Source organism: Micromonospora sp. CA-246542, assembly GCF_050942905.1.
Classification (GTDB): Bacteria; Actinomycetota; Actinomycetes; order Mycobacteriales; family Micromonosporaceae; genus Micromonospora.
Genome location: NZ_CP192040.1, coordinates 4,471,298 through 4,496,523 on the forward strand (window position 1 = coordinate 4,471,298; position 25,226 = coordinate 4,496,523).

At 70.2% G+C, this 25,226-nt stretch carries 16 protein-coding genes; 6 read left to right on the forward strand and 10 right to left on the reverse strand.

Annotated features, from left to right (window positions below; all coding sequences use genetic code 11):
- Window positions 1-3 precede the first annotated feature (3 nt).
- The 5 genes from ACQP0N_RS20810 to ACQP0N_RS20830 form a co-directional block, all read right to left on the reverse strand.
- Entirely contained in the window at window positions 4-888 is an 885-nt protein-coding gene (locus ACQP0N_RS20810) for a carbohydrate ABC transporter permease (RefSeq protein ID WP_433113270.1), read from the reverse strand.
- Window positions 889-1,830, reverse strand: coding sequence for a carbohydrate ABC transporter permease (locus tag ACQP0N_RS20815; RefSeq protein ID WP_433113273.1), 942 nt, complete (start codon window positions 1,828-1,830; stop codon window positions 889-891). It abuts the gene before it with no gap.
- A gap of 80 nt (window positions 1,831-1,910) precedes the next feature.
- Window positions 1,911-3,251, reverse strand: a complete 1,341-nt coding sequence (locus ACQP0N_RS20820) for an ABC transporter substrate-binding protein (RefSeq protein ID WP_433113276.1) — start codon at window positions 3,249-3,251, stop codon at window positions 1,911-1,913.
- Between the two features lie 106 nt (window positions 3,252-3,357).
- Window positions 3,358-5,532 carry an alpha/beta hydrolase gene (locus tag ACQP0N_RS20825; protein ID WP_433113278.1) on the reverse strand — a complete coding sequence of 725 codons (2,175 nt, stop codon included), beginning with the start codon at window positions 5,530-5,532 and terminating at the stop codon, window positions 3,358-3,360.
- Window positions 5,533-5,623: 91 nt separating this feature from the next.
- Window positions 5,624-6,637: a LacI family DNA-binding transcriptional regulator gene (locus ACQP0N_RS20830; protein WP_355047898.1), complete on the reverse strand. Its 1,014-nt coding sequence runs from the start codon at window positions 6,635-6,637 to the stop codon at window positions 5,624-5,626.
- Window positions 6,638-7,126: 489 nt separating this feature from the next.
- On the opposite strand from ACQP0N_RS20830, the gene ACQP0N_RS20835 reads away from it, so the two are divergent.
- A complete protein-coding gene (locus ACQP0N_RS20835; protein WP_433113281.1) occupies window positions 7,127-8,650 on the forward strand; it encodes an alpha-N-arabinofuranosidase in 1,524 nt (507 codons plus the stop codon).
- A 242-nt stretch (window positions 8,651-8,892) separates the two neighbouring features.
- On the opposite strand, the gene ACQP0N_RS20840 is transcribed toward ACQP0N_RS20835, so the two are convergent.
- Both ACQP0N_RS20840 and ACQP0N_RS20845 read right to left on the reverse strand, forming a co-directional pair.
- Window positions 8,893-10,404, reverse strand: coding sequence for an aldehyde dehydrogenase family protein (locus ACQP0N_RS20840; RefSeq protein WP_433121722.1), 1,512 nt, complete (start codon window positions 10,402-10,404; stop codon window positions 8,893-8,895).
- Between the two features lie 2 nt (window positions 10,405-10,406).
- Window positions 10,407-11,600, reverse strand: a complete 1,194-nt coding sequence (locus ACQP0N_RS20845; protein ID WP_433113284.1) for a fumarylacetoacetate hydrolase family protein — start codon at window positions 11,598-11,600, stop codon at window positions 10,407-10,409.
- 232 nt (window positions 11,601-11,832) lie between these two features.
- Here ACQP0N_RS20845 and ACQP0N_RS20850 point away from each other — a divergent pair, with 232 nt between their 5' ends.
- Window positions 11,833-12,594, forward strand: coding sequence for an IclR family transcriptional regulator (locus tag ACQP0N_RS20850; RefSeq protein ID WP_433113287.1), 762 nt, complete (start codon window positions 11,833-11,835; stop codon window positions 12,592-12,594).
- A 48-nt stretch (window positions 12,595-12,642) separates the two neighbouring features.
- Here ACQP0N_RS20850 and ACQP0N_RS20855 read toward each other — a convergent pair whose 3' ends face one another.
- Window positions 12,643-13,266, reverse strand: coding sequence for a TetR/AcrR family transcriptional regulator (locus ACQP0N_RS20855; protein ID WP_433113290.1), 624 nt, complete (start codon window positions 13,264-13,266; stop codon window positions 12,643-12,645).
- A gap of 89 nt (window positions 13,267-13,355) precedes the next feature.
- Between ACQP0N_RS20855 and ACQP0N_RS20860 the strand changes: the two genes are divergently transcribed.
- Entirely contained in the window at window positions 13,356-13,916 is a 561-nt protein-coding gene (locus ACQP0N_RS20860) for an ester cyclase (RefSeq protein ID WP_433113293.1), read from the forward strand.
- 73 nt (window positions 13,917-13,989) lie between these two features.
- Here the strand turns inward: ACQP0N_RS20860 and ACQP0N_RS20865 are convergent, their stop codons facing one another.
- Together ACQP0N_RS20865 and ACQP0N_RS20870 are read right to left on the reverse strand one after the other, a co-directional pair.
- Window positions 13,990-14,460 (reverse strand): MarR family winged helix-turn-helix transcriptional regulator, encoded by a 471-nt coding sequence (locus ACQP0N_RS20865; protein ID WP_433113296.1) that lies wholly within the window; start codon window positions 14,458-14,460, stop codon window positions 13,990-13,992.
- Between the two features lie 8 nt (window positions 14,461-14,468).
- Entirely contained in the window at window positions 14,469-15,716 is a 1,248-nt protein-coding gene (locus tag ACQP0N_RS20870) for an FAD-dependent oxidoreductase (RefSeq protein WP_433113299.1), read from the reverse strand.
- 99 nt (window positions 15,717-15,815) lie between these two features.
- Here ACQP0N_RS20870 and ACQP0N_RS20875 point away from each other — a divergent pair, with 99 nt between their 5' ends.
- The 3 genes from ACQP0N_RS20875 to ACQP0N_RS20885 all read left to right on the forward strand — a co-directional run bounded on the left by ACQP0N_RS20875 (window position 15,816) and on the right by ACQP0N_RS20885 (window position 25,220).
- Window positions 15,816-18,770 carry a helix-turn-helix transcriptional regulator gene (locus ACQP0N_RS20875; protein ID WP_433113302.1) on the forward strand — a complete coding sequence of 985 codons (2,955 nt, stop codon included), beginning with the start codon at window positions 15,816-15,818 and terminating at the stop codon, window positions 18,768-18,770.
- Window positions 18,771-18,868: 98 nt separating this feature from the next.
- Window positions 18,869-19,012 (forward strand): hypothetical protein, encoded by a 144-nt coding sequence (locus ACQP0N_RS20880; RefSeq protein WP_355047888.1) that lies wholly within the window; start codon window positions 18,869-18,871, stop codon window positions 19,010-19,012.
- Between the two features lie 13 nt (window positions 19,013-19,025).
- A complete protein-coding gene (locus ACQP0N_RS20885; protein WP_433113305.1) occupies window positions 19,026-25,220 on the forward strand; it encodes a S8 family serine peptidase in 6,195 nt (2,064 codons plus the stop codon).
- The last annotated feature ends 6 nt before the right edge of the window (window positions 25,221-25,226 follow it).

Here is a 25,226-nt window from a genome sequence, read left to right on the forward strand (position 1 = left end):
GATCTAGCGAAGGCCCCCGACGGAGAGGCCGCCGCGCCAGTGCCGTTGGAGGCTGAAGAACGCGATGACCAGTGGGATCACGGACACCAGTGAGCCCAGGATGATGAGGCTCCACAGCGAGGTGCCGCCCGAGTTGTTCGCCGAGGCGATCCCCTGCCAGAGGCCGAGACCGACGGTCACCGGGAACAGCCGGTTGTCCGAGAGCATGGCCAGCGGCAGGAAGTAGTTGTTCCAGGACGCCACGGCGGACAGGAGCAGCACGGTGACCACCGCGGGACGCATCAGCGGAAGCGCGATCTGTAGGAACGTGCGTACCTCCCCCGCGCCGTCGACCCGCGCCGCGTCGAGCAGCTCGTCCGGTACCGCGTCGCGCGCGTACACGTGCATCAGGTAGACGCCGAACGGGTTGAGCAGCGACGGCAGGATCACCGCCCAGACCGTGTTCGTCAGGCCGAGCCGGGAGAACATGATGAAGGTCGGGATGACCAGGGCCGTGGCCGGCACCATGAGCGCGCCCAGCACGACGGCGAAGCTGAAACGCCGCGCGGCGAACCGGTACTTGGCGAATCCGTAGCCGGCCATCACCGCCAGGACCGTCGCGCCGACTCCGCCGGCGATGGCGTACAGCGTGGAGTTGAGGATCCACCGCAGATAGATGCCACCGTCGTAGGTGAAGAGCTGCCGGAGGTTGCCGACGTAGTCGATCTGGTCGGAGAACCACAGGGTGTTGCCGCCCCCGAACAGGCCCGGCGCGTCCTTGGAGCTGTTGACGACGACCCACCAGAACGGGATCAGGAAGTAGATCACCATGAAGCCGAGGAGGATCTGCAGGGGAAGGTAGCGCTGCGGCCGGCGGACGCCGGCGCGGACGCTGGTGTGGTCGGCCATCTAGAGGAAGCTCCTCCGCTTGCGGGTGAAGAACAGGAAGGCGTACACGCAGATGAAGACGATGCCGCCGAGCGCGAACGAGATCGCCGACCCGTAGTTGAAGTTGGCGAGCGAGAACGCCTGCTGGTATGCGTACATGTTGGGGGTGAAGTCGGCCCCGATCGTGCCCGCGGCGAGGTAACGCAGGATCTGCGGCTCGTTGAAGAACTGCAGGGTGCCGATGAGCGAGAAGACCAGGATCAGGATCAGCGCGGGCGCGATCAGCGGGATCTTGATACGCGTCGCGGTCTGCCACCGTCCGGCGCCGTCCATCCGGGCGGCCTCGTAGAGCGTCGGGTCGATGCCCTGCAACGCCGCGTACAGGATGATCATGTAGTAGCCGGCCCACTGCCAGGTGACGACGTTGAGCAGGCCGTAGAAGATCAGGTCGCTGCCCAGGAAGTCGGGCGCGGTGGCACCGAACAGCCCGAAGATGTCGGTGAGCGGGCCGAAGCCCTTGCTGTAGAGGAACCCCCACATCACGGCCCCGATGACGGTGGGGATCGCGTACGGAAGAAAGATCATGAGGCGGGAGAAACGCGCGAACAGCGTCGTCACGGCGTCCAGGATGAGAGCCATCACGAGCGCCAGGACGATCTGCAACGGGATGGAGACGAGCGAGAAGCGGATGACGAACCAGGCTCCGGACAGGAAGCTCGGGTCGGTGAACGCCTTCACGTAGTTGTCGAAGAGGACGAAGCTGGTGCCGCCGATCAGCTTCTTCTGAAAAAGGCTGAGGTACAGCGCGTACACCAGGGGCGCGATGAGGAACGCCAGGAAGACGATCGCGAAGGGCCCGACGAAGAGCCACCCCATCAGGTGCTCGCGGAGGTGCACCTTGCCACGGATCTTGCGCGTCTCGCTCGGCGGACGCGGTGTGCGCTTCTCGGTCAGTACTGTCATCTGTGGTCTCCGAAGGGCGTGGACGCGGTAGGTCGTGGGTGGGCCGGCCGGCCACCGCCGGCACGACCCACCCGGAGCGGTCACTGAACGGTGAAGCCCTGCTCCTTGGCGTACTTCGCCACGTCGTCCTGGAGCTTGTCGGCCGCCTGCGAGCCGCTGATCGAGCCCTTGATGACCTCGCTGATCTGCTTCGTCATGGCGTCCAGGTAGTACTGGCCGAAGGGCGCGTAGGACATACCCTTGTAGGCCTCGGCGGCGGGCAGGTAGACCTCCTTGTTCGCCTGCTGCCCGCTGAAGAACGCCACCTTCAGGTCGACGAACGCGGGATCCTTGAGCGCCGTGAGGTTCAGCGGGAAGATGATCTGGTTGGTCCAGCCGTCGGTGAGCGACTCCTTGTCGGCGTAAAGCCCGTAGGCGGCCTTCGCCGCCAGCTCCGGCTTCTTCGCCTGCTTGGTCACCGAGAAGGCCGACCCACCCCAGTTCACCTGCACCGGGTTGGTCGGATCCCACTGCGGCAGTGGAGCGACCGCGAACTTGCCGGTGTCCTGGCCCTTACCGACGCCCGCCCCGGTGAGGTAACCCGGTGCCCACGCCGCCGAGATGTACGTCGCGTAGTTCCCGTTGATCACACCGGAGATGTACTCCGGGGTGAACTGGTCCTGCGTACCGACCAGGCCCTTCTTGGCGAGGCCACCCCAGTAGTCCAGCACGTCCTTGGACGCCTGGTCGTTGAGCTTCACGCCGATCGACTTCGGCTGGGCCGGATCGAAGGTGAAGGGCGACGCGCCCTTCTGGATCTGGAGCGACATCATCACGGCCGGGACGTTCGCGCCGAGGTCCCCGAACAACGGGCCGCCCGCGTCCTTCACCTTCTGCGCGGCCTGCTCGTACTCGGCCCACGTCTTCGGCGGGGTGATCTTGTACTTGTCGAAGATGTCCTTGCGGTAGATCATGCCCATCGGGCCGCCGTCGACCGGGACGCCGTAGACCGCGTCGCCCACCGACACGTCCTTCCAGGCGCCCTCGCCGTAGTTGGCCTTGACCGCGTCGTAGCCGTACTGCTTGATGTCGACGAGCGCGCCCTGGATCTGGAAGGTCGGGATCCGGTCCGCCTCGACCATGATCACGTCGGGAGCCCCGGTGCCCGCCGAGATGGCCGTCTGGAACTTGTCGTACTCGTCGCCGCCCTGACCGACGTTGGTCCAGCAGACCTGCACGTCGTCGTGCAGCTTGTTGAAGTTGTCGACGACGAGCTGGGTGTTGGGGTACCAGCCCCACATCGTCACGACCGGCACGTTCTGCTTGGTGATGGTGTTCGTGCAGTTGCTCGCGTCGCTGCCGCCGTCATCCGAGGAGCAGGCGACCAGGCCGCTCCCGGCCGCGAGCATGGCCACCGTGGCGAGTATGCGTCTTCTCTTCATTGAGATGGTTCCCTTCGGATGGTGGCGGTGCACGGACATCCATGCGCCGGCGGCGCCACCGGAGGCGGCGGGACCCCGCTCCCGGTGGCGTCGCCTGGGCAGGCTCCTAGCGCTTGAACAGACGGGGCGCCAGGTCGATGAGGTTCTTCTGCCACACGTCCCAGCCGTGTGGTCCGGGGGTGACCCCGTCGAACTCGTAGCGAATACCGAGGGCGTCCATCGTGGTCAGCGAGGCCATGAAGCTCGGGTACACGAAGTCGGTCTGGTCACCGACGTACAGCCGGAGCATCTTGGTGCCGCTGTTGACGGCCGCGACGTCGACGCCGGTGCCGCTGCCGAAGCCGGCCGAGAAGGCCGCGACGTAGGCGAACTGGCCCGGGTAGGCCTTCAGCACACCGAACGCCTGCCCACCGCCCATCGACAACCCCGCGAGGGCCTGCTGGGAGGGGTCGCTGGAGACGTGGTACCGGGACCGGGCCGTCGGCACGATGTTCTCCAACAGCTCCCGGTTGAAGTTCGACGAGTTGCCGTTGCCCATCACGACGACCATGGGCGTGAGGTCACCGTCGAGGAACTGGTGGTCGAGGATCTGCTTGGCCCGGCCCATCTCGACCCAGTCCGTGTAGTTCTGCCCGCCACCGTGTTGGAGGTACAGGACGGGATAGGGCTGAGCCCGCTGCGGGTCGTACCCGGGCGGGGTCCAGACCAGCGCGGTGCGGTCCTGGCCGGCCACCGTGCTGGTGTAGGTCATGCTCTCGACCTTGCCGCCCTGGCCGGCCGGCACGTCGGTCAGCAGTCGGGCCGCAGGGCCCGGGACGAGGAAGGTGCTCCACATCGGCTCCGTGGTCACCTTCGTCGGGTTCGAGACGTCCTTGAACGGCACCCGGTCGACGATCAGCCGGTAGTAGTAGAACCAGGGCTTCAGCGGCCCCACGGTCGCCCGCCACCGGTCGCCGTCCCGCGTCAGCGGCACGCGCAACCAACTGCCGCCCGGCGCGATGTTGGCCCACACCGTGACGTGCTGGGCATCCGCGAAGTCGGTGGTGGTCTCGAAGGTGACGAACCCGTCCCCGGTGACGAAGGGCGTCGGGGTGGTGCCGGCCGGCGGAGGCGTGAACTCGCCCGTGAACCGGCCGTGGCCCGGGCTCGGCCCGTGGTCCGCCACGTGCCCGAACAGGCGTGGCACGAAGTCGACGAGGTTCTCCTGCCAGGTGGTCCAGTTCCCGCCGCCGTCCGGGTTGACCCCGTCGAACTCGTACCGGACGCCGGCCCGGTCCAACGCCTTCGTCAGCCGGTAGGTGGTGTTGTACGCCGGGTCGGTCACGTTCCCCGTGTAGAGGCGCAGCAGCTTGAGGTGGTTGAGCGCCGTGGCGTCCCGGCGGTCGAGCGTCGGGGCCGATGTGCCCGAGAACCAGCCGACGGAGCCGAACTGACCGGGCGTGGCGACGGCCGCGCGGACCGCCCGGGCCGCGCCGTCGGCGACACCGGCGATCCCCTGGTGCGACGGATCGCGGAGAACCCGGTAGTTGTCGGCGACCGCCTTGCGGAGATCCTTCAACTCCCGGTCGTCCGTGCCGTCGGCGATCACCACGACCATCGGCTGCATCGCGCCCGCCGCCGAGAGGTTGTCGAGGATCTGCTTCGTGCGACCGAGGTCGAGCCAGTCGGTGGTGGCCACGCCGCCCCCCGACTCCAGGAACAGCGTGGGGTAGCCCTTCGGCTTTCTGGCCGCGTACCCGGGTGGCGTCCAGACCAGGGCCGAGCGCTGCTCGGCGCGGACCCGGTAGGTCAACGTCCCGACCGTGCCGCCGCTGCCGGCGGGCGCGTCGGCCAGCCAGCGCGCCGACTCGCCGGCGACCAGGAAGGTGCTCAGGAGCGGGTCGGACGCCACTCCCGCGTTGTTGGTCGGGTCCTTGATGGTCTTGGTGTCGTCGGCGGTCACCTGGTAGCGGTACAGCCCGGGCGTCAGCGCGCCGAGCACACCGGACCACACGTCGCCGCGGCGGGTCAGACCGAATTCCGCCCAGGTGGCGGACGGGCCGAAGTTGCCCTCGACGACCACCTGCGAGACGGTGCCGAGGTGCTCCTGGACGTACGCGGCCGGGACGGTGAACGAGGCGTACCGGTCCGGGGAGACGTCCAGCCAGGGCGCGTCCGCCGCCACTGCCGGTTGCGGCGCGATCAGGGCCGCCGCCATGGCGACGACTCCGGCGCTGAACACCGCCGAGAGCCGGCGTACGCCGAGCCGGCGTAGGCGCCCGTGATAATGTTCGGTTGTCACGCTCCACTCCTTTCCTGTGCCGGCAGCGGATGCGACCCGCTGACCAGCTCAACCCATCGGTGGATCTCGCCGTGCGGTGTCTTCACCTCCTTCAGTCCCTCGCCGGTGCTGCGGTCGAGCCACGGACCACGAGGTTGGTCGGCAGGACTATCTGGTGCGGCTCGTCCCACTCGCCGGTCACCAGTGACTTGAGCATCCGCGCGGCTTCGTACCCGAGCTGGTACATCGACTGGTCCACCGTCGTCAGACCCGGATCGGTCGACGCCGACTCGGGAATGTTGTCGAAGCCGACGACGGACAGGTCCCGTGGGACGGAGAGCCCCAGCTCCCTGGCGACCTCCAGGACCTTGAGGGCCATCCCGTCGCTCGCCGCGAAGATCGCCGACGGGCGGTCCGCCCGTTGCAACAGGGCGCGCGCCAACGGAACGGCCGACTCGGGATTGAAGTCCCCCCGGCCGATCAACGTCGGGTCGACCGCGACACCGGCGGCGGCGAGAGCCGCCCGGTAGCCCTCCTCCCGGGACCACGCCGAGGCGAGGCTGTCCCGCCCGGCGATGAACCCGACGCGTCGGTGGCCCAGGTCGAGCAGATGCGCGACCGCGGTGGTGGCGCCGGCGAGGTTGTCGGCCATGACCGAGGGCCCCGTCGAGCCCCGCACCGGGTCGATGGCCACGATCGGCGTACGGCTGCGCATCTCACCCCAGGGCGTGACGACGATGCATCCGTCGGTGAGGGTGCCCGACAGGCGGGTCAGGTGCCGCTGCTCCCAGCCCTCCGAGTAGGACCCGTAGAGGTCGCTGTTGGCGTAGATGATGAGGTCGAAGCCGGAGCGGCTGAGCGCCTTCATGACCCCCTTGAGCACCTCTGCCGTGTACGACTGGAAGCTGTGCGCCACGAGGCCGAGGACGTTGGTGCGGCTGCGCCGCAGGCTCGAGGCCACCAGGCTCGACTCGTAGCCGAGCTGTTCGATCGCGGTGCGGACCTGAGCGATCGTGCGGGCGCTGACGCCGTAGTGCCCGTTGACGACGCGCGAAACGGTGGCGGTGGAAACGCCGGCGATCCGGGCGACATCACTCATTGTTACCGGCGCATTCGCTTCGATCATGCCGCTCTCTCTGGACTGCAATCGTTATCGGTTACGTTTCCAGGATGTTGCCAACGTAACCGACCGAGATTGCGAACACAAGACCCATTCATTCCCGCGCGAGCACCGGGAAGCGGGTCCTGACGGGATTGTGCAAGGTGGACTTCCCGGGGTGCAAAGCCGCGCCAATTCGCGCACGGGATCTACCCGTTGACAACGGGACGGCACTCTCCGTCAGGCGCCATTCCGGAACGCGGTGTTCCCTCCGGGGAGCATGATCGGTAACGTTTACATCGATCGCGAACGTAATCGATGATCATGGCGATGTCCAGAGCTCGCACCGACCCACCACCCCCCGGGTCCCCGGCGCCGCGACACGGATCCCGACGTCGGAGGCCTCCTCCGAGAGGAGCCCGCCCTGAACACCCACCTCGACGCAGCGCCGCCCCCACTCCCCCACCGCGCCGCCTCGCCCGTCCGGCCTCGTCCGATCCAGCCGGGAGGGCAGTCGTGAACACCGCACGCCTGCTCCTGGACCCGCGGCGACGTGTCGCACCGGTGCCGCGCCGGATCTTCGGCTCGTTCGTGGAGCACCTGGGCCGCTGTGTCTACGGCGGAATCTACGAGCCCGACCACCCGAGCGCCGACGCGGACGGCTTCCGGGGCGACGTCCTCGCGCTCGTCCGCGAGCTGGGCGTCACGACGGTCCGCTACCCGGGCGGCAACTTCGTGTCCTCCTACCGCTGGGAGGACGGCGTCGGCCCGGTCGAGAAACGACCGGCCCGTCTCGACCTCGCCTGGCACAGCCTGGAGACCAACGCCTTCGGGCTGGACGAGTTCATGCGCTGGGTCGGCAAGGCGGACGTCGATCCCATCATGGCGGTGAACCTCGGCACCCGCGGCACCGCCGAGGCCGTCGACCTGCTGGAATACGCCAACCACCGCGCGGGGAGCCACCTCGCCGACCAGCGCCGCGACAACGGCGCCGCCGACCCCTACGGGATCCGGCTGTGGTGCCTGGGCAACGAGATGGACGGCCCCTGGCAGGTGGGCCAGCGGAGCGCGACCGAGTACGGGCGACTCGCGGCGCAGACCGCGAAGGCGATGCGACGCTTCGATCCCGACCTCGAACTGGTCGCCTGCGGCTCGTCCCATCTCGGCATGCCGACCTTCGGGAGCTGGGAGCGCGACGTGCTGACCGAGGCGTACGACGACGTCGACCTGATCTCGCTGCACGCCTACTACCAGCCGGTCGACGACGACCTGCCCAGCTTCCTCGCCTCGGCCGAGGACATGGACAGGTACATCGACGCCGTCACGGCCATCGCGGACTCGGTGGGCGCGATCCGCCGGTCCACCCGGAAGATCATGATCGCGTTCGACGAGTGGAACGTGTGGTACCAGTCGGCGGCGCCGTCCACGCCGCCCAGCGGCGAGGACTGGCCGGTCGCGCCGCCGCTGCTGGAGGACCACTACAGCGTGGCCGACGCCGTCGTCGTCGGTGGCCTGCTCATCAGCCTGCTGCGGCACAGCGACCGGGTGACCGCGGCGTGCCAGGCCCAACTGGTAAACGTCATCGCGCCGATCATGACCGAGCCGGGAGGCCCGGCCTGGCGGCAGACCATCTTCCACCCGTTCGCCCGCACGGCCCGGCACGCCCGGGGCGTCGTGCTTGACGTACTGCGGGACGGCAGCACCACGACCACCGACCGCTACGGCGTCATCGACGCGGTCGACGCGGTCTCCACCTGGGACGACAGCGCCGCGGAGATGACCGTGTTCCTCGTCAACCGGGTCGTCGACACCCCGGCCGAGGTGACCGTCGACCTCGCCGGCGCCCAGGTGGGCGAGATCGTCGAGTGCGTCACCGTGGGTGGCGTCGACCTCGATGCCAAGAACACCGCCGACGGCCCGGACCACGCCGAACCGCGCCCCAACGACACGGTCCAGGCGAGCGACCTCGGCGTCCGCCTGACTCTCGCGCCCGCGTCGTGGACCATGCTGCGGCTGCGCGTCACCGACGTGACCCCGTAGGACACCCCGGCCGCGCACCCCCGGCTTCACCCCGGGGGCGCGCGGCCGGGGATTCCCCACCACAGGGAGTACGGAGAATCGCGTCGACGGTCCGGCCAGGACCGACACAATTGCGCCCGAGGAAAACGCGGTGATCGCCGGTCGAATTGGCGCGCGGGTTCCCGGTCCGCTCATTTCCGCAAAAGAATCCACGCGTCAGCAGCGGGTGCCGCCAGAATGCACCCGAGAGACCGTCGACGCAATTATTCGACCGCTGCCGTCAACCTCCCGTCGATGCGCCGCACAATCGCGGTGTACTCGTCGCGCAACTCCTCGGGAAGCACCCAGACCGGCGCGTCCTGCCATGCCAGCGGCCGGAGAAACCGTCGGATCGACGTCGCGCCCACCGACGTGTGCACGGCGTTCGTCGACGGCCAGGGCCCACCGTGGTGCTGGGCCCAGGACACCCGGACACCGGTGGGATAGCCGTCGAAGACGATGCGACCCGCGCGGGCGGAGAGCACGTCGACCAACCCACGGACCACGTCGGCGTCGTCCTGCGGGCCACGGTGGACGGAGCCGGTCAGCGACGGTGGGACGGCGTGCAGCGCGGCGTCGAGGTCGGCGGTGTCGTCGTACCGGACCACGATCATGAGCGGCCCGAAACACTCGTCGGCGATCTCGGCGGTCAGCTTCGGCAGGTCGACCTCCAGGAGCCTCGGCGCGACGGCGAAGCCCGCGCCGGGCTGGACCCGCGGCTGCGCCGAGACCCGGGCCCCGGCCCGCTCGAACTCGGCCGCCCGGATCTCGTACGCGTCCCGGATGCGCTCGTTGAGCAGGATCGCGCCGCCCGAGCCGGCGACCCTCTCGCGCAGACCGTCGACGAGCTGGTCACCGCCCCGACCGGCGGGCACGAACGCGAGGCCCGGCTTGGTGCAGAGCTGGCCACCGGAGGCGGTGAAGGAGGCGAACAGGCCCTCGGCGATCCCCTCGGCCCGGTCGGCGGCCGCGCCAGGCAGCACGACGATCGGGTTCACGCTGCTCAGTTCGGCGTACAGGGGAATGGGATCGGGTCGCTCGTCGATGGCCGCCTGGATGGCACGGGCGGCGTTGACCGAGCCCGTGAGGGCGGCCGCACGGATCGCGGTGTGCCGCACCAGCCAGCGGCCAGCCTGCTCCCCGTACACGACCCCGATGACGCCATCGGGCCCGCCGAGGTCGCGGACGGCCGCCTCGATCGCGGCGGCGGACGCGTGCGAGGTCAGCGGATGGGACGGGTGGGCCTTCAGGACGGTGGGGCAGCCGGCGGCGAGCGCGGCGGCCGTGTCACCGCCCGCGACCGAGAAGGCGAACGGGAAGTTGCTGGCACCGAAGACGGCGACCGGCCCGAGGGGTACGAGCATCCGCCGCACGTCCGGGCCGGGCCCGAGCGGCGTGTCGGCGGCGTGGTCGATGGCGGCCTCGACGTACGCCCCGTCGCGGAGCACGTCGCCGAACATCTGGAATTGAACCGCGGCCCGGGTGAGTTCCGAGTCCAGCCGCGCGTGGGCCAGCCCGGTCTCCGCCTCGGCGGCCGCGACCAGGTCGGCCCGGCGGGCCTGGAGGGAGGCGGCGATCGCGTCCAGCAGTTCCGCCCGGCCGCGCCTCCCCAGGTCGGCCAACCAGCGCGCCGCCCGGGACGCCTGGCCGGCGATCACGTCCACCCTCGACTCGTCGGTCTCGGTGAGATCCGTCGCGCGGCGCTGGCCGTCGCGCGGATCGACCGTGCTGACCATGTTCACAGCAGTCCTCTCCTTGCCAGGTTGCCCATGAGGTCACGGATGCCGAAGTTCCAGGGCTCGCACTCCTGGGCGTGCCGCACCCGGTTGACCAGGGTGCCGAGTGCCGGGCAGCTGATCCGTACCACGTCGTCGACCTTGTGGGTGAAGCCCTCACCGGGGCTGCCCCGGTCCTGGATGGGCGCGAACATGGTGCCGAGCATCAGGGCGGCACCGTCGGGGTAGTGGTGGTGCGGGCCGATGAGCTGCCGCACCAGGTCCTCCGGGTCGCGCGACATGTGCGTCATCTCCGACACCGCCTCCAGCCCGAAGCCATCCACGCCGCGGACTTCCAGGCGGACCGCGAGTTCGCGCACCCGTTCCATGCCGAACCGGTCGTCGAAGAGCCGGATCAGGGGGCCGAGGGCGCAGGAGGCGTTGTTGTCCTTCGCCAGGGGAAGCAACAGCGCGGACCGGCCCTCGATGTCGCGCAGGTTCACGTCGTTGCCCAGGGTCGCGCCGACGATCCGGCCGCTGGACTGGACGATGAGCGTGATCTCGGGTTCCGGGTTGTTCCAGGTGGACGCGGCGAGCACGCCGACGTCGACGGCGGTGCCGACGGCGGAGAGGATCTGCCCCTTGGTGAAGATCTCGGCGTCCGGACCGATCCCCACCTCCAGGTACTGGCTCCACATGCCCTCGGCGACCAGCAGGTCCTTGAGCCGGTCCGCCTCGGCCGAGCCGGGTTCCAGGTGGTGCAGGTCGACGCCGATGTCGGCGAACATCCGTTGCCGGATGTCCGCCGCGAGCGCCAGGTCGCCGCGGGCCCGCTCCTCGATGACCCGTTCGATCATCGAGATGGGGAAGGTCACCCCGGCGGCCTTGAGCGCGTGGAGGTCGACCGGGGCCAGCAGCCAGGGCCGGTCGCGGTCGCGGGTCGTGACCGCCGTGTTGGCCAGGATCTCCCCGAAGTCCCCCACCCGCGCGCCGTCGAGCCCGACCACGGTCGCGGCGGGGTCGGGCAGCTCGCAGATGTCCCGGACGGTCGCGAACCGGTGGCTCAGGTCGATGACCTCACCGTCGCGGACGACCACGGGTGTGGGGCCGCCGACGGACGGATCCCAGATCCGGCCGATCAGGACGCTGCCCGCGTCGTCGGGCAACGCCTCGGCGGCGGTGCCGACCCAGTCCTCGCGTCGGGGTTCGCCGGTCATCCCGGAACGCGAGGGCACGTCGGTCGCCGTCAATTCGTCGCCCCGGCGAGGCCGATCCGAGCGCACCGCTTACCCATCGTCGCTCCACCGTTACAAGTCGGAGTCAAGCTCATAAATTGCAACGATCGTAGCGACATGTGCAACGTTGTCAAGTGGCGATTGCGCATCGCGTCATCTACATTGCACATGATGCAACGCGGCGATGCCGCGCCGTGCGAGGGGAGACAGAGCCGTGGCGCAATCGATCCGCCGCGCGATCGACCTCATCCGTCGATCGGCCGAACGTCCACTGTCCCTGACGGAGGCCGCGGACGTGCTCGGCGTGCACAAGTCGACCGCCCTACGGATACTGCACACCCTGGAGTCCGCGCGCTTCGTCCGCCGTACCGGCGCGGGCGCCTACGTGCTCGGCAGCGGGCTGATCGAGCTGGCGGACCTCGCGCTCGGCTCGATGGACCTGCGCCAGCCGGCCGCCGCGCACCTGCGTGCGCTGCAACGCGAGACCGGCCACACCGTGCACCTCGCGCAGCTGACCGGTGACGAGATCATCTATATCGACAAGGTGGACAGCCCGGCGTTCGACGCCGTCAAGCTCCCGTCCCGGGTCGGGCGCGCGGTGTCGATCTACGCGAGCGCCGTGGGCAAGACGATCCTGGCGTACCTGCCCCTCGATGATCGCGAGCGGCTGCTGTCGCACGTCGTCTTCGAGAGGTTCACCGACACCACCTTCGCCGACCGCGGCGCGCTCGACGCCGAACTCGCCGACATCCAGGAACGCGGCTGGGCCGTGGACAACGGTGAGCACGACACCTACGTGATGTGCGTGGCCGCACCGATCAGGGATTCCCGAGGGCAGGTCATCGCCGCCGCCTCGATCACGGCGATCGAGGTCATCGCGAGCCTCGACGAGCTGAAGGGCAATCTGCCGCTGCTCCTGGAGACCGCCAACCAGATCTCGTACGAGATCGGCTACCCACGGCCCTCCGCGACCTGACCGCGCCCCCGCCGTCCGGTGTCGCCCCTGCGGAGGCGGCGGCCCACCTCAGGGTAGGTCGCCGAGGGTGGACCGGACCTCCGCGGCGAAGAGGCCCGCCGGGTCGAACGGCATGCCGGTGAAGTGTCCGGCGACCTCCAGGCTGATCACCCCGTGCACGCGGGTCCAGAAGGTCAGCGATCGGTGCATCGACTGATCGTCGCCCCCGTGCGAGAAGGCATCTCGGACGGGGGCGAAGATGCGGCGGGCGAGTTCGGTGGCCTCGGCCGGAGCGGCGTAGCCCGGCACCGGCGTCCCGTACAGCAGCAGGTAGCGGTGCGGATCGCGCCGGGCCCAGTCACGGATCACCGTCGCGATCGCGGTCAGCCGGTCGCGTGGGGCCCCGCCGGTGCCGGCGGCGACCTCGACCACCTGTGCCAGGTCGCGGTAGGCGGCAAGGATCAGCTCGGTGAGCAGGTCGTCGCGACTGGCGAAGTACCGGTAGAGAGCCGGTGCGGTGATCCCCATCTGCTTGGCGATGGCCTTGAGCGACAGCCCTGCCGCGCCAGCCTCGGCGAGCTGCTTCCACGCGTGTGCGCGTACCTCGTCCTGGACCTGCCGCCGATAGCGCTCGCGCGGCCCGACGAGCGACTCCGCCGACTGCCCACCGGCCGTACGGGCCTGGTCCGCCATGCCATACCTCCCCTTCGCGTTGACATCAGATTACTTCAGTTATATGGTGTAACGGAAGCGAACGAGTGTTACCCACCTGAGGAGTCATCGTGAAGCATCTCCGCGCAGCCACCATCGCCACCCTTCTGATCGGCGGTTCCGCGCTCGCCAGCGCCGTACCCGCTTCGGCTGGCGGCAAGGCCTTCGCCCACCAGCAGCCCGACCAGCACGGCAGCGCCGGTCAGGCGCAGCAGGTAACCCGCGCCTGGGTTCAGCTCTGGAACGGCGACTACACGCTGGCCGAGCGCATCATCTCCCCGGACGTCCGGGTCCGGGCCGCGCTGCTCGACGGCGGCGACGGCAGCGCCGTCAAGGGTCCGCGCGGCATGGCCGACCTGGTCGGCCAGATCCGGTCCGCCTTCCCCGACCTGCACTTCACCGTCGAGGTCGGCCCGATCATCGACGGTGACCACGTGGTCGTGCGATGGGTCGCCAACGGCACGTACGGCGGAGGCTTCCCGGGCGCGACCGCCGCGCCCGGCACCCCGGTCCGCTTCACCGGCACGGACACGCTGCGCATCAGGCGTGGCCTCATCACCGACTACTGGCTCAACGCCGACACTCTGCTGCTCGTCACGCAACTCAAGGTCACGGCGTCCACCGAGCAGTAGGCCACCGGTGCTCATGCGTTCGGCGGAACGGGCACGGTGCGCGCTGCGATCAACCGCAGCGCGCACCGTGGCGTCAGGGCAGGCGGCGGAGGTGGTCCAACTCGGCGAGGTACATCGCCTGCATCCGGTCGTAGTGCCGGACCAGCAGCGTGACCTCCTCGACGCTGTAGCCCTCGACGAGCCGTTCGGCCCCCTCGGCGAACCGCTCGTACGGCCGCGTCAGCTCGGCCATCCGCTCCGGGCGCAGGGTGACGATCACCCGCCGTCGATCCGCCGGGTCACGCTCGGCCGTCACGTAACCCGCCTGCTGGAGCCGGCGCAGCATGCTGGTCACCGCCCCGGTGGTGAGGTTGGTCCGCTCGGCGACCTGCCCCGCGGTAGCCGACCCGACGTCCGCCAGGTGGTCCAGACACTCCAGGTCACTCACGGTCAGGCCCAGCCGATCCGCGATGGCGTATCGGAACACCATGGAGAGTCGGGACATCTCCCGCCCGGCGCGCATGAGGTCGGCGATCGCGGACGCACGGGCCGGCACCTGGGACATGCCCGCAATCATGCCTCCGGCACGGTCACCCGGTGCAGCCGAGGTAACAGGCGGGTCAACACCCAGTGTGGTGCGGTCGCGCCCCCGGTGAGACGGCGCATCAGCCGGCCGGCGCTGTCGACGGCGCGGAAGGCGTAGGGCACCATCTCGTCCTGATAGGCGGCGATCGCCTCCTCCACCGCCCGACCGGTCGCCCGGGCCTCGAGCAGCCTGCGGCCGAGCAGGGCCGCGTCGCGGAGCGCGGTGTTGCCGCCGTGGGCGCCGAACGGCGGCATGACGTGTACGGCGTCGCCCATCATCGTCGCCCGGGGCACCGCCCACCGCTGCGGGCGTCGGCCGGTGGCGAAGAGGTTGAGCACAGTGGCATCCAACTCGGCCGTGGCGACCAGCCGTCGGATGAGCGGGTGGAAGCCCGTGCTCATTCCGGCGGCCAGTCGCCAGAGCGCCAGCAGGTCGCCGCGGACGCCGACGGGCACCTCCTCCCGGGGTAGCAGCAGTCCCCACATCACGTAGTCGTCGCCGGTGGGCGCGTAGCTGCCCGGGGCCAGCCGCGCGAACGCCTCCCGTGGCCGCTCGCCGAACCGCATGGAGGTGAAGAAGAAGGCGAGGCCGGGTCGATCGGCGATGGCCAGGACGCCGCTGTCGCGCAGCGCGTCCGGGATCATGCTCTCCCCGTTGCGGCGCAGGGGTGACCGGCCGTAGATGCCCGCCATCGGCGCGCTCGCCGGGGCCGCGTCGGGCATGAGCTGCGCCCGCAGCGCCGAGCCCACGCCGTCCGCGCCCACGACGACCGTCGCCGCGACGGCCCCGCCGTCGGAGAACCGCAGGCGCAGCCCAGCCGGGCCGCCGCTGTCCACCGCGACGGCCTCCTTGCCGTAGTGGATCCGCCCGTCGAGCCCGGTCTGCAGGATCGAGCGCAGCGTCAACCGATCGACCTGGCGGGTCGCGTACGGCTCGTCCTTGAAGGCGATGGCGAACGCGTCCCGGAGTCGGCTGTCGGTGAAGCGGAGGTGTCCGCCGGGCTCGTCGCCGGTGGCCAGCGCCAGGTTGTACAGCGGACGGGGCAGGCTCTCGCGCAACGCCGCCAACCCATACCGGTCGAGGATGATCCGGTAGCCCTGTCGCCGGACGAAGGGGCCGGGGTCCCGCTCGTAGACGTGCGCGTCGATGCCCGCTCGCGTCAGGTACTGGGCGAGGCAGAGACCGGAGAGGCCGCCGCCGGCGATAGCTACCGAGAAGTCCGTCGATATGCCCATGCGGTTATCTTAATGACTAAGATGATTTCCGCAAGGTCGCCCGGGACCACCGGCGGTGACGGTCTTGTGTCCACGCACCGAAAAGCGAGATCATCACGCATGCTCGACCCCGCAAACGAGGACGACGGGACCGCACCAACCGTCTCCACCCCGCGCTTCGTGGGTCGTGACCGGGAGCTGGCGGCACTCCGGGGCGCCCTGGCCCGGCCACCGGCGATCGTGCTGGTGGAGGGCGAGGCGGGCATCGGCAAGAGCCGGCTGCTACGCGAGTGGCACTCCGCCCCGGCCCGGCGCACCGCGCTGGTGTCGGTGTGCCCACCGCTGCGCGAGTCGCTCACGTTGGGGCCGATCGTCGACGCGTTCCGGGGGATCGACAGTCCGGTGTCGCAACTGCGGCTCACCGCGCTCGCGGGCGCGCTCCGGCCCCTGTTCCCCGAATGGTCCGCGAGCCTGCCGCCCGCGCTGCCGCCCCTGGAGGACGCGAAGGCGGCCCGGCATCGACTGTTCCGTGCCCTGGACGAGCTGCTGCGGGCGCTGCGGGTCGACGTCCTCGTCCTCGAGGACGCGCACTGGGCCGACGAGGTGACGCTGGAGTTCCTGCTCTTCGTCATCTCCCGACAGCACTCGGACGGTCCGAGCCTCGTCATCTCCTACCGGCCCGAGGAGGTCGGCGACGGATCGCTGCTGCTGCGGCTGACGTCCCGCCTGCCCGCTGGCGTGACGCAGCTGAGGATCGCCCTCGCGCCCATGCGACCCGACGACACGGCGGCGCTGGTGTCCTCCATGCTGGACGGCAATCCGATCTCGCAGGAGTTCGCGACGTTCATGCACGAACGGACCGGCGGCGTCCCGCTGGCGCTGGAAGAGTCGGTACGTCTCATGTGCGATCGGGCCGATCTCGTCTTCCGTGACGGCCAGTGGGTCCGGCTGAAGTTGCGCGAGCTACAGGTGCCACCGACGGTGCGCGACTCCACCCGGGAGCGGGTGAGCCGCCTGTCGCCCACGGCGCAGCAGGCGTTGCGCGCCGCGGCGACGTTGGCGGAACGTTCCTCCGCCGCGACGATCGCGATGACCGCGGGCCTGTCGCCGATCGAGTGCCGGGCCGCCATCGCGGAGGCGGCCAGCGCCGGTGTCCTGGACGGAGACGACCGCGGCAGATGGCGCTTCCGGCACGTGCTGGCCGCCACCGCGGTCTACGAGTCGATCCCGCTGACCGACCGCAGACACGTCCACCTGCTGGCCGGGCGCGCCCTGGAGCACCTCCACCCGCCGCCCGTGGCGCGCCTCGCCCACCACTTCCGAGAGGCCGGCGAGACCTCCTCCTGGGCGCGGTACGCCGAACAGGGCGCCGAGTTGGCGATCGCCTCCGGCGACCACACCAAGGCGGTCGACATGCTTGTCGACCTGCTGTCGTGGGCCGTGCTGCCGCCGGTGGACCGGGCGCGGGTCGCCCGCATCGCCGGAGTCGCCGCCCTGGGCCGCCGGGAAGAGGTCGACCAGGTCCACCACCGGGTGATCCGTACCCTGCGCTCGGTGCTGGAGACCCCCGGCCTCTCCGCACGGCAACAGGCCGAGATCCGTAACCCCCTGGGTCGCCTTCTCATCACCGGGGGTGAGGCGCAGGCGGCCCTTCGCGAGCTGGAGCAGGCGGTCGCCAACCTCGACCACGACCCGGTCGAGGCGGCCCGGGCGATGACCTATCTCGGCTGGGCCTACGCGGGACCGTGGCCGGCGTCCACCCACCGGCGATGGCTCGATCGCGCCGCCGACCTCACCGCCCAGATCGACTCCCCCGCCGAGAGGCTGAACCTGGCCGGGAACCGCGCCGCGGCGTTGCTCATGCTGGGCGAGGAGGAGGCCTGGGAGGTCGTCGCCGACCTGCCCCTCGGTGGCACGACCTCGGCAGAGCGTCTCGACGTGGCCCGCATCCACACGAATGTCGGCACCGGCGCGCTGATCTGGGGTCGGTACGCCGACGCCGAGGAACACCTCGACGTGGCCATGAGCCTCGCCGAGGTCGAGCAGGCGTCCCGGTTGCAGCACAACGTCCGACTCGAACAGGCCAACCTGGCGTGGCTCACCGGTCGGTGGGACGGCCTCACGGAGGCGAGCGCGGCACTCGCCGACGCCGACCGGGACCGGCCGGCACACTACCTGGGCAGCATTCGCCTCGCCGCCCGCCTGGCGGCCGCAGCCGGACGGCGGCGGGTCGCGGAGGAGCAGTTCCGGCTCGTCCTCGAGGAGTCGGCCCGTCTCGGCGCGGCCGACGACACGATGGAGGCCGCCGCGGCGTTGGCCAGGCTGTGGCTGACGGACGGCAACAGCGGCCGGGCCCTGCGGATCACGAACGAGCCGATGGAGACCGTCCGGCGAAAGGGCGTCTGGGTCTGGGCGACGGACCTCGTCCCCGCCCGGATCGAGGCGCACCTCGCCGCCGGTGACCTGACGGCCGCGACACGCCTGGCCGACCAGTTCGCCAGAGGACTGCGGGGCCGTACGGCGCCCGCGCCGCGCGCCGCGCTCGCCGTGTGTCGTGCCCTGCTGCTCGCCGCGACCGGGGACCACGCCCGCGCGGCGACGGCGTACGACCGCGCGGCGCGTGCCTGGAGCGCGTTGCCACGCCCCTACGACGCGATGCGCGCCCGCGAGCGCCAAGCCGAGGCGATCATCGCGCAGGGCCGGACCGAGCAGGGCGGCGAGCTGCTGGCGGCACAGTACGAGCGGCTGTTCCGGCTCGGCGCCCGCGGCGACGCGGACCGTGTCGCGCAGCGGCTTCGCGAACACGGCGCCGAGGTCCCGCGACTGTGGCGCGGCGGCCGACGCGGGTACGGGGACCAGCTCTCCCCCCGCGAGCTCGACGTGGTCCAACTGGTCGTCGCCGGCAAGACGAACCGGGAGATCAGCCGGATCCTGGCCAAGTCGCCGGCCACGGTGGACCAGCAGCTACGCGCGGCGATGCGCAAGCTGAAGGTGAGCAGCCGGACCGCGCTCGCGGTCAAGGCGGTGGAGGCCGGTGTGTTCGCCGAGGACGAATCCCTCGACAACGCATCGTGAATTTTGACGTATCCGCCGGATAGCTAAGGCCACCCGGCTCACCGAGCATGAGTCCATGATCCATAGCCCATGGGCGATGAATGCCTGAGCGTCCCGTCGTGCCTGACGACTCCGCCCTCGAACACCAGCCGCCACCCGAGCGGCCCGGCGAATCGCGCGTCACCCCGCGCGACGCCTCCGACGTACGCGACGCCGACGGTGCCGTCGACCACGAGAGCCACGACCCCTACCAACCCCTGTAGGTGGAGGACCCCGATGAGATTCAAAGCCCTCGCGGCAACGCTTGCCGCAGCGGTCGGCCTGAGCATGCTCCAGCCGATACCGGCGTCCGCCGCCGAGCCGGATCCCGGCACGGCGGCCAGGAAGATCGCGCCAACCCTGAAGGACCGCTTCCGCACGCAGCCGGCATCGGACTTCTGGATCACGTTCGACACGAAGCCCGACCTCGGGCCGGCGAAGAAGATCGCCGACTGGACGGCCCGTGGCCAGTTCGTCTACGACGCGCTGACCGCGGCGTCGAAGAACTCCCTGGCCTCCGTCTCCACCGAACTCGACCGGGCCGGGGTCAAGTACACCCCCTACCCGATCGCCAACGCCGTGCTCGTCAAGGGCGGCACCGAGAAGCTCGCCCTCGACGTGGCGGCGCGGGCGCAGGTCGCCGAGATCCACGCCACGCCGCAGGTCGCCCTGGTACAGCCGGTGGAGAAGAAGCTCCCCGCTGACCAGGCGGCCCGACCCGCTGCCCCGAAGGCCGGCGCGGACGACGTCGTCACGTGGGGTCTCGAGGCCATCCACGCCCCGCAGGCGTGGGCCATGGGCGCCACCGGCGCGGGTATCACCGTCTCCAACCTCGACTCGGGCGTCCAGTTCGACCACCCCGCCCTGTCGCGTCAGTACCGCGGCGCGAAGCCGGACGGCACCGTCGACCACAACTACAACTGGATGGCCACCCGGGGGTCGTGCTCGGCCGCGCCGTGCGACGACAACGGACACGGCACGCACACCATGGGCACCATGGTCGGCGTCGACGGCACCGACCACGTCGGCGTCGCCCCGGACGCGCAGTGGATCGCGACGAACGGCTGCTGCGAGAGCACCGGTGTCGAGTCGCTGTTGCGCTCCGGCTGGTGGCTGCTCGCCCCGACCGACCTCCAGGGCAACAACCCCGACCCGTCCAAGCGCCCACACGTCGTCAACAACTCGTGGGGCCAGACCGTCGAACACGACTTCGACGACTTCTTCCAGGCCGTCGACGAGGCCTGGACCGCCGCGGGCATCTTCAGCACCTGGTCGTCGGGAAACACCTCGCCGTACGCGGCCTGTGACACGGTCTCCTCGCCGGGCTCCGCGGCGAGCGCCTACTCCGTCGGCGCCTACTCGGAGGACGGCACGATCGCGTCGTTCTCCCGCAAGGGCGAGGGTGAGGGCGATCGGATCAAGCCCGAGATCTCCGCGCCGGGCGTCAACGTCCGCTCGTCCTACCCGAACGACAACTACGTCGAGATGGCCGGTACGTCGATGGCGGCACCGCACGTCGCCGGCGCGGTCGCGGCGCTCTGGAGCTACGACCCGACCCTGATCGGACAGGTCGACGAGACCCGTCGCCTGCTCGCCGAGTCGGCCACCGACGTCGACGACACCGAGTGCGGCGGCACCGCCGAGCTCAACAACAAGTACGGCGAGGGCCGGCTCGACCTCGTGCGCCTGCTCGAGCTCGCGCCCCGCAAGGGCGGCACCCTCACCGGTGTCGTGACCGCCAACGGCGCCCCGGTCCCCGCCGCGGAGGTGACGATCAGCGGTCCGTTCAGCCGGTCGATCGGCACCGACAAGGACGGCCGCTTCACGACGAACCTGCCGGTCGGCGACTACCAGCTCACCACCAAGGTGTTCGGCTACCTGACCGCGACCGCCAAGGCCACGATCACCCTCGGCCAGGACACCCCCGTCACGCTGCCACTCACGGCCGCCGCGAGGCCCGACATCAGCGGCCGGGTCGTCGACGACAAGAAGCGGCCCGTGCCGAACGCGGACGTCGCGGTCCAGGACACGCCGCTGAAGCCGGTACGCACGGACGCCAACGGCGCGTTCGCGATCGCCGCTGTCCCCGAGGGCGCGTACAAGCTGACCGTCACGCCCAACTCCTGCTTCTCACCGAAGACGCTCCCGCTGACCGTGGGAGCACAGAACGAGTCGCCGGAGATCCCGGTCGGGCTCGTCGTCGACAAGGGCGGCTACAGCTGCGCCGTCACCGAGGGCGAGTACCTGCGCGGCACCGAGCAGGTCACGTTCGGCAGCGGTGTGTGGGCGACGGTGAAGCTGCCGTTCCCGATCGCGCTCTACAACGGCAGCCACGACATCCTCGGCGTCGGCCTGCGTGGCGTGATCGCCCCGGACGGCAGCACCGGTCCCGGCTACGGCGGCGCGGGCGCCTTCCCGTTCTACATGGAGAGCCCCGCCGAGTTCGCCCCCGGCGGCGGTGTCTTCACGGCCGCCACCAAGGTCAACGGTGAGGACGCGTTCGTCGTCGAGTACCGCAACACCAGAATCTGGGCCTACCCGACCCGGTCGGAGTACACCGAACCGGTCAACTTCTCGGCCACCTTCACCCGCTCGGGCACGATGATCTTCGGGTACGGCGACGGGGTCGGAACCGACGACCCGGTGACCGCCGGCGCGAACGCCGTCACCGGCATCCAGGGCTGGGCCGGCGTCGACGGCATCCGGTTCTCCGATCACGCCCCGGTGCTGCGCGACGGGATGGTCGTCACCTACGACATGCCGGACTTCGGGTACCTCGACGCGACCGTCGTGGACAAGAACGACGGGTTGCCGGTGGCCGGCGCCAAGGTCTCCTTCAGCACCAGGGACGGGCTCGTCGAGGCCGTCACGACCAACGGGACCGGCCTCGTGCACCGCCAGCTTCCGACGGGCGACTACACCATGACGGTCGAGGCGCCGAACTACACGACCGGGTCGTACCCGTTCTCGCTCGACAAGCTCTACGCGCAGGCGAAGATCGACGCGCGTCTGACCACGGGTGTCGCCGGCCTGAAGGCCGACGGCCTCGAGACGCTGCTGGGCACCGACCAGAACGGCGTGGGTTCGCTGACGCTGACCAACACCGGCTCCGCCCCACTCACGTACGACCTGGGCGAAGCCGCGCGGCACCCCGAGCTCGACGCCACCGGCGCGACCGCGCGTACCGGCACGGGTGCGGCCAGCACGATCGACCTGGCCGGCTGGAAGGCCAGCACGAGCGGCATGACGCCGTCCAGCAGCGACAGCAAGGCCGCCATGTCGAGCACCGCGGAGGCCCAGGCGGCAGCGAAGGTCGGCGCGACCTCCGGCGGAGACGTCATCACCCGGATCAAGATCCCCGGCAAGGTCGGGGAGAAGGTGCCCACCGGCGTCGGCTACGACGGCGACGTCTGGGTCCACGACTACGAGGCGCGCACCAACACCGCCTACACGGTGACCGGCAAGAAGACCGGCAAGGTCTTCGACGCGGCGTGGAACCCCGCTTACCGGGCGTTCGACATGGCGCTGGACACCAAGACCGGTGACATGTGCCAGATGGAGGACAGCCCGGCCAGCTTCATCCACTGCTTCAACCGGGACACCGGCAAGGAGACGAGGCAGATCAAGGGCGACTTCGTCACGTCGCAGCTGACCGGTCTCGCCTACAACCCGGCCAAGGACGTCTTCTACGTCGGTGGCCGGCGGAACGGCAAGATCGGAACCGTGGCCGGTACGTCGCACGACAACCCGGGCGCGCTCCTGTCCTTCTGCACCCCGCCGCTGCCCGAGATCATCGGCCTGGCCTACAACCAGGCGTCGGACACCATCTGGTACACCGACCTCACCTCGAACCGGCCCACCCGCCTGCTGCAGGTCGACCCCGACGACTGCTCGCTGGTGAACGCGTGGTGGTTCCCGGGCCAGAAGGCGAACCAGGGTGGCGGCCTCGAGACCGACTCGTCCGGAGCGCTGTGGGCGGTCGATCAGATCGCCGACGACGTCGTCCTCGTCGACGTTGAGGACGATCTGCTCACCGACCTGCCGTGGCTGTCGCTCTCCTCGACCGGCGGCACCCTCGCCCCCGGCCAGTCGACGACCGTCCAGGTCTCGATCTCCTCGAAGGGCGCCAAGCCCGGCGTCCAGGGCGCGAACATCGTGGTCCGGTCCGACTCCGGACGCCAGTCCAAGACGTACGTGCCGGTGACGCTCACGACCACGAAGTACCAGGTCGGCGTCAACGCCGGCGGCGCGAAGCTCACCGACGGCACCGGCTACACCTGGTCCGCCGACCAGCCGGCGAGCAAGAAGTCGTGGGGCTACGAGGGCAAGACGAAGGTCACCTCCACGAAGACCGGGATCGCCGGTACGACGGACGACCTGCTGTTCCAGTCGCAGCGCAGCACGCCGGAGAAGCAGTTGTTCTACCGCTTCCCGGACGCGCCCAAGGGCACCTACGCGATCGACTTCGGGTTCGCCGAGATCGAGAAGGCGCCGAAGGGCAAGCGGGTGTTCGACGTCCTCGTGGACGGGACGCTGCGGGACTACGCGTACGACCCGGCCGCAGCCGTGGGGCCGAACGCCGCCGACTGGCGTAGGGCGGTCGTGCAGCACGAGGGCGGTCCACTGACCGTGGAGCTGCGGGGCTCGAAGGGCCTCAAGGCCCCGAGCATCGCCGCGCTGCGGGTGACGCTCGACCCGCGGGCGGACGCGGTGGAGCCGGATCCGGAGCCCGAGCAGCCGGACCCGGGGCCGGTGCCGGTGGCCCCCGCCGGTCGCTCGTACTCGATGAAGGTGACCGAGGGGCTCTACCGTCAGGGCACCCAGGAGTCCGGGTGGCTGGGCGACGAGCTGTGCGGGCCGCTGTTCTTCGACGCCAACTACCTCCAGCCGTTCTACGACACGGCCTGGGACGGCGTGTGCGTCACGACGAACGGCTCGCTCTCCTTCGACCGCGCCGCCGTGTGGTCCACCAACACGGAGCTGCCGTCGTCGGACAACCCGGTCGACGCGATCTACCCGTTCTGGGATGACCTCGTCGTCGACGACGAGGCGGGCATCTACCTCGGCACGACCGAGGTGGACGGGGTGCCGGCGCAGGTCATCGAGTGGCGCAACGTCACCTTCTACAGCGACCAGACGGCCCGGGTGAGCTTCTCGGTCACCCTGATCGCCGACGGTCGGATCCAGATCGGCTACGGCGACGGCGTCGGCGGCGACAACCCCCTCACCAAGGGTTCGTCGGCGACGGTCGGCGTGGAGAGCCTGAACCGCAACCCCGCGAGCCAGTACTCCTTCGACCAGCCCGTCCTGAAGGCCGGCCTGGGTCTGGAGTACACCCTCCCGTCGGCGGGCACGATCGAGGGCACGGTCACCGACAAGAACGACGGCAAGCCGATCGAGGGCGCGGCCGTCACCCTCAAGGGGCCGAACGGGGAGCGGGTCATCACGACCGATGTCAAGGGCCGGTGGAAGGCCCAGGCGCTGATCGGCGGGACCACCGTGCAGGTCGACGCGCCGAACTACGTCACCGCCAGCCACCCGGTGACCATCGCCCGCAAGGATCAGGCCGAGGTGGTTGACACCGCGCTGGCCACGGGCGTCGCCACCGTGACCGGAGAGGACATCGACTGGCTGCTCGACAAGGGTCAGAAGGCGACGGCCGCCGTGACCGTCACCAACACCGGTTCCGCACCGCTTCAGGTGCGGGTCAGCGAGCAGAAGCGCACCGACGACGGTGGGCACGAGGCCGCCGACCTGCCGTGGCTGGCCCTCACGGGCCCGGCCGCGACCGGACCGGTCACGCTCGCGGTCGGCACGTCGACCACGGTCACGGTGACGGCCGACAACGCCGGCATCAAGCCCGGCGTACTCGTCGGGGACGTGCTCGTGGCGTCCACCACCGGTAAGGGTGAGAGCCAGCTCAAGCCGGTCCGCCTGGCGACGTCGGCCTACTGGAAGGGCGTCGACGCGGGCGGGTCCGGGTACGTCGACGCCTCGGGCTTCTTCTGGGCGCCCGACCAGGCGCTCGGCTCGCGGCAGTGGGGCTACGTGAGCGGTAAGGCGCTCACCACCAAGGCCGACATCGCCGGTACGACGGACGACGCGCTGTTCCGCACCCAGCGGACCGGCGACACGTTCAGCTACGTGTTCAAGAACGCCCCGGCCGGCACGTACCGGATCGGCCTCGACTTCGCCGAGCTCGAAAAGGTCAAGGCCGGCAAGCGCGCCTTCGACGTGCTCGCCGACGGCAAGGTCGTGCTGTACGACCATGACGTGCAGGCGAAGGTGGGCGCGTTGACCGTCGACACGAACACGGTCACGGTCGAGCACACCGGTGGCGATCTGACGATCCAGTTCACCCGGGAGAAGGGCGAGGGCGATCCGATCCTCAACGCCCTGAAGGTGCAGGAGGACCCGCGCCTGAAGAGATAGCCGCTC

Bases quoted from the DNA above. Each gene is read 5' to 3' on its own strand.
- ACQP0N_RS20865 (WP_433113296.1), bottom strand. From the start codon at position 14,460: ATGTCCCAGGTGCCGGCCCGTGCGTCCGCGATCGCCGACCTCATGCGC.
- ACQP0N_RS20820 (WP_433113276.1), bottom strand. From the start codon at position 3,251: ATGAAGAGAAGACGCATACTCGCCACGGTGGCCATGCTCGCGGCCGGG.
- ACQP0N_RS20815 (WP_433113273.1), bottom strand. From the start codon at position 1,830: ATGACAGTACTGACCGAGAAGCGCACACCGCGTCCGCCGAGCGAGACG.
- ACQP0N_RS20885 (WP_433113305.1), top strand. From the start codon at position 19,026: ATGAGATTCAAAGCCCTCGCGGCAACGCTTGCCGCAGCGGTCGGCCTG.
- ACQP0N_RS20875 (WP_433113302.1), top strand. From the start codon at position 15,816: ATGCTCGACCCCGCAAACGAGGACGACGGGACCGCACCAACCGTCTCC.
- ACQP0N_RS20840 (WP_433121722.1), bottom strand. From the start codon at position 10,404: ATGGTCAGCACGGTCGATCCGCGCGACGGCCAGCGCCGCGCGACGGAT.
- ACQP0N_RS20870 (WP_433113299.1), bottom strand. From the start codon at position 15,716: ATGGGCATATCGACGGACTTCTCGGTAGCTATCGCCGGCGGCGGCCTC.
- ACQP0N_RS20845 (WP_433113284.1), bottom strand. From the start codon at position 11,600: ATGACCGGCGAACCCCGACGCGAGGACTGGGTCGGCACCGCCGCCGAG.
- ACQP0N_RS20855 (WP_433113290.1), bottom strand. From the start codon at position 13,266: ATGGCGGACCAGGCCCGTACGGCCGGTGGGCAGTCGGCGGAGTCGCTC.
- ACQP0N_RS20830 (WP_355047898.1), bottom strand. From the start codon at position 6,637: ATGATCGAAGCGAATGCGCCGGTAACAATGAGTGATGTCGCCCGGATC.
- ACQP0N_RS20810 (WP_433113270.1), bottom strand. From the start codon at position 888: ATGGCCGACCACACCAGCGTCCGCGCCGGCGTCCGCCGGCCGCAGCGC.